Source organism: Cellulomonas rhizosphaerae (genome assembly GCF_003470205.1).
Lineage (GTDB): Bacteria > Actinomycetota > Actinomycetes > Actinomycetales > Cellulomonadaceae > Cellulomonas > Cellulomonas rhizosphaerae.
The window spans coordinates 1-3,438 of sequence record NZ_QWKP01000049.1; the positions used below are offsets into that span (position 1 = coordinate 1).

General features: G+C 70.6%; 3 protein-coding genes. 1 reads left to right on the forward strand and 2 read right to left on the reverse strand.

Translation table 11 applies throughout. The features are described 5' to 3' along the window. A partial coding sequence (locus D1825_RS00665) for a threonine aldolase family protein (protein ID WP_233549543.1) occupies positions 1 to 627 on the forward strand: 627 nt, incomplete at its 5' end. Positions 628 to 679: 52 nt separating this feature from the next. On the opposite strand, the gene D1825_RS00670 is transcribed toward D1825_RS00665, so the two are convergent. Together D1825_RS00670 and D1825_RS00675 are read right to left on the reverse strand one after the other, a co-directional pair. Continuing rightward, a complete protein-coding gene (locus D1825_RS00670; RefSeq protein ID WP_118765613.1) occupies positions 680 to 2,911 on the reverse strand; it encodes a cellulase family glycosylhydrolase in 2,232 nt (743 codons plus the stop codon). 98 nt (positions 2,912 to 3,009) lie between these two features. Beyond that, the coding region (locus D1825_RS00675) for a cellulose binding domain-containing protein (protein ID WP_199721438.1) at positions 3,010 to 3,438 on the reverse strand (429 nt) is incomplete at its 5' end.

A 3,438-nucleotide genomic window follows, 5' to 3' on the forward strand; every position in this document is an offset into this window, starting at 1 on the left:
ATCACGCAGTCGACCGAGCTGGGGACGCTCTACACGCCCGACGAGGTGCGCGCGCTGGCCGACCAGGCGCACGGGCTCGGCCTGCGCCTGCACGTCGACGGGGCGCGGATCGCCAACGCGGCCGCCGCGCTCGACCTGCCGCTGCGCGCGTTCACGACCGACGCGGGGGTCGACATCCTCTCGCTCGGCGGGACCAAGAACGGGCTGCTCTACGGCGAGGCCGTCGTCGTCCTCGACCCCGCTGCCGACGGCGGCCTCGCGTACCTGCGCAAGATGGACATGCAGCTCACGTCCAAGATGCGGTTCGTCTCGGCGCAGCTCGTCGCGCTCTTCGAGGGCGACCTGTGGCTGCGCTCGGCGCGGCACGCGAACACGATGGCCGCGCGGCTGCGGGCCGGGCTCGAGGGGCTGCCCGGCGTGGTCCTGACGCGGCCGACGCAGGCGAACGGCGTGTTCGTCGTGCTCCCGGCAGCGGTCGCGCAGGCCCTCCGGCGCCGGTGGCGGTTCTACGACTGGGACGTCGCGACCGGTGAGGCCAGGCTCATGTGCTCGTTCGACACGACGCCGGACGACGTCGACGAGCTCGTCGCCGCTGTCGCGGCTGAGGTCGGCCGCACGGTGGCCTGACGCGCGAGGGCCCAGCCCAGGCCCTCGCGCGTCAGGCGATCAGGGGGATCGACTACTTCACGGCGCAGGTCGCCCCGTTGAGCGTGAAGGTCGTCGGCGCGGCGTTCGTGCCCGTGTGCGAGCCGCCGAAGCCGATCTCGGTGCTGGCACCCGGCGCGAGCGTCGCGTTCCAGTCGAGGTTCTTCGCGGTCACCCCCGTGCCCGACTGCGCCCAGGTCGCGCTCCAGCCCTGGGTCAGCTGCTGGCCGCTCGAAAGGGCGAACGCCAGCGTCCAGCCGCTGATGGTCGTCGTCCCGGTGTTGGTGACCTTGACGGAGGCCGTGAAGCCGTTGCTCCACCCGTTGGCCGCGTAGGTCACCGCGCAGGTCCCGGTCGTCACGACGTCCGGCGCGGTGCTCGCCGAGAGCGCGACCGACGCAGCCGAGCGGTTCCCCGCGGCGTCCTTGGCGACCACGGTGAAGGCGTACGACGTGCCGGCGGCGAGCCCGGTGGCGACGTAGCTCGTCGTCGCCGTACTGCCGATCAGCGTGCCTTCGCGGTAGACGTCGTACCCCGTGACCGCGGTGTTGTCGGTCGAGGCCGTCCACTGCAGCGGGATGGTCGACGTCGTGGCCGTGCCGGCCCGCAGCCCGGTCGGGACCGTGGGGGCGGTCGTGTCGGTCGTCGTGCCGGTCGCGGTGCGGGCCGTGACGGCGGTCGAGGCCGACGAGCGGTTGCCGGCGGCGTCCTTCGCGCGGACCGAGAACGTGTACGAGGTGCTCGCCGCGAGCCCGGTCACCGTGAAGCTCGTCGTGCTGCTCGAGCCGACGAGGGTGGTGCCCTGGTAGACGTCGTAGCCGGTCACGGCCACGTTGTCGGTCGAGGCGGTCCAGGACAGCGGGACCGTGGTGGTCGTCGGGGTCCCCGCCGTCAGGCCTGCGGGGGTGGACGGCGCCGTGGTGTCGGTCGGCGTCGTCGTGCCGACCTCGGAGACGGACTTGCCCGTCGTGCTGCCCGCGCCGCCCAGCTTGACCTGGTGGTCGAGGCTGACGAACTTGCCGCCGTCCTGCCACAGCGCAGGCTTGAGCAGCGCGTACTTGGCCTCGTCCCACGTCGCCCAGTCGTAGCCCAGCAGGCCGCCGGTGTCCCCCGAGTTCGGGTTGAGCACCCAGAACGTGTGGCTGATGCGGCGCTCGACGATGAGGTCACGCAGCGCGACCATCCACTTCTCGTTGCGGCCGCCGTCGAGCAAGCCGCCCCACTCGCCGATCAGCAGCGGTGCGATGTTCTGCTTGTGGATGTAGAGCCAGTTCGGGTCCCACGCGTCGCGCTCGAGCGTGCTGCGGTCCCACGTACCCGTGAACCACGACTGCTCGGCGACCAGCGGCCCGTAGTCGTGCGGGGAGTACACGAGCTGGTCCTGGTTGGCCCCCAGGTCGATCGGGTAGTCCTTCACGCCGCGCAGGTTGCCGCCCCACCACGTGCCGTCGTAGTCGGCACCGTTGGTCGACGACCAGGACTTGCCGGCCTTCGGGTAGACCTCGATGCCCTCGACGAAGATCAGCCAGTGGGGGTTGATCGCGAGGATCTTGCGGCCCGCCGTCTGGGCGAAGTTCTTGAAGTTGTCGGCGTCGGTCGTGGGGTCCCACTTGGCCCGCGGCGAGGAGCTCGCGGTGCCGTGCGGCTCGTTCTTCACGTCGGCGCCGAGGATCGTGTCGTCGTTCTTGTACCGGTTGGCGACCCACTCCCAGGCCGCGTACGCGTCCTCGGTGGTGATCGTGCCCTTCCACCACACCGGGTGGAAGTGGCCGGCGTTGTCCGCCTCCGCGCTGTGCACGTCGAGGAACACCTTGATGCCGTACTTCTCGGCCAGGCCCAGCCAGTAGTCGAAGATCTGCAGGCTGTTCATGCCGGTGAGCTCGGGGTTGGCGTACGTGTTCACGTTGGGCGGCAGGAACGTGCCCGACTTCCACTCGAGCAGGAGCTGCGTCGAGATCGGCACGCGCACCGTGTTGATGCCGCGGTCGGCCATCGACTTGGTCAGCGAGGTGATGTTCGCCGACCACAGGCCGTGGAAGACGCGCTCGGTGGTGTTGAACCCGAACCAGTTCGCGCCCGTGAGCCAGACCTCCTTGCCGGACTCGTCGACGATCTTGCTGCCCGAGGTGTGCAGCCAGTCGTCACCCGCGGAGGCGGCGGGTCCGGCGGCCTGGGCGGGCACGGCGCCGAGCAGGAGCGGCGCGGCGAGCGCGGCGGCCGCGGCGGTGGCGATGCTGAGCGTCCGGAGACGGTGGGTGGCGTGCACGGTCGATCCTCGGGTTCTCGGGTGCTGGCGAACGATGCGGGGGAAAGAGCGAGCGAGGGCCCCCAGAGCTGGGAGCCCCCGCTCGTCGTGCTGCTAGATCACGCGACGGTGCAGGTCACACCGTTGACCGTGAAAGCGGTGGGCGAGGTGTTCGTGCCCGAGTGCGATCCGTTGAAGCCGATGTCCGTCGAGGCACCGGGAGCCAGCGTGGCGTTCCACGACAGACCCGAGCCCGTGACGTTCGACCCCGACTGCGACCAGTTGGCGCTCCAGCCCTGCGTCACCGTCTGGCCGTTGGCGAAGGAGAAGCCGAGCGACCAGCCGTTGATGGCCGTCGTGCCCGTGTTCGTGACCTTGATGGAGGCCGTGAACCCGGTGTTCCAGCTGCTGGCCGAGTACTTCACGGAGCAGCTGCTGGTGACGCCGGACGGCTTCGTCGTGGCCGAGGCCGCGGCGGACGCTGCGGACACGTTGCCCGCGCCGTCCTTGGCCTTGACCGTGAACGAGTACGCGGTGGCCGAGCTGAG